1 protein-coding gene is annotated in these 1,049 nt (G+C 77.7%); it reads left to right on the forward strand.

Going from position 1 to position 1,049, the window contains the following annotated elements; all coding sequences use genetic code 11:
* Positions 1-230: 230 nt before the first annotated feature.
* Positions 231-1,049, forward strand: an 819-nt coding sequence (locus tag DZF91_RS23315; protein WP_158588027.1) for a serine/threonine-protein kinase, incomplete at its 3' end; no start/stop codon positions are given.

A 1,049-nucleotide genomic window follows, 5' to 3' on the forward strand; every position in this document is an offset into this window, starting at 1 on the left:
CCCGCGTCCGGCCGCGCCGTCCGACCCGCGCCGCCCGCGGGCGCCTGACCTGCGTCCGGACGCGTCGTTCCACCGAGCCCGGCGGGGGACTCCGCCGGGTACCGTCGTCCTCCCGCCGGAGGGCGGTTTCTCCGGGCGCGGGACCCTGGTGACGAGATCCCAGGAACGATGGCGGCCGAACCGGCGTCAAAAGGGCTATGGGGACGCATCGGCGACTGGGCGAGTATCGGTTGCTGAACGAGGTCGGGGGCGGCGGCACCGCGGTCGTCCATCTCGCCCTGGACGCGGCGGGCCGCGAGGTCGCCGTCAAGGAGCTGCGGCCGGAGTTCGCGCCCGACGCGGAGGCGCGGCGGCGGCTGGCCCGGGAGATGGCGGCCCAGCGGCGGGTCGACAGCCCGTACGTCGCGCCGCTGCTCGGCGGCCGGATCGAGACCGACCGGCCGCACCTGGCCCTGGGCTACGTGCCGGGCACGCCGCTCGGCGACCTCGTGGACGCCTACGGGCCGCTGCCCCGGGCGCGCCTGCCGAGGTTCGCCCGGACGCTGGCGCTCGCCCTCGCCGCCGTCCACGACGCGGGGATCCTGCACCGGGACGTGGCGCCCGGCAACGTCATGGTGCTCGGCGACCGCCCGACGCTGATCGACTTCGGCATCGCGCACGAGCCCGGGGCCGACCACGTCCTGTACACGGCGGAGCGTCCGCGCCGCAAGCGGCTCATGGTCGCGGGCACCCCGGCCTACCTGGCCCCGGAGCTGATCGAGGGCGGGAACGCCGGGACCGCCTCGGACGTCTTCGCCTGGGGGGCGACCGTCGCGTTCGCGGCCACCGGCCGTTCGCCGTTCGGCAAGGGCTCGCTGCACGCCGTGTGCTTCCGGATCCTGCGCGGGATGGCCGACCTCGACGGGATCACCGGGCCGCTGGCCGAGCCGGTCCGGCGGGCGCTCTCCCGCGATCCGGCGGACCGTCCGTCGGCCCGCTGGCTGGCCGGCGCGCTCGCCGAGTGGGGCTCCGCCCCGGCACCCGCGGCGCGCCCCGCACCAGGACCGGCG

It is taken from the genome of Actinomadura logoneensis, assembly GCF_003428695.1.
GTDB classification, from domain to species: Bacteria; Actinomycetota; Actinomycetes; order Streptosporangiales; family Streptosporangiaceae; genus Spirillospora; species Spirillospora logoneensis.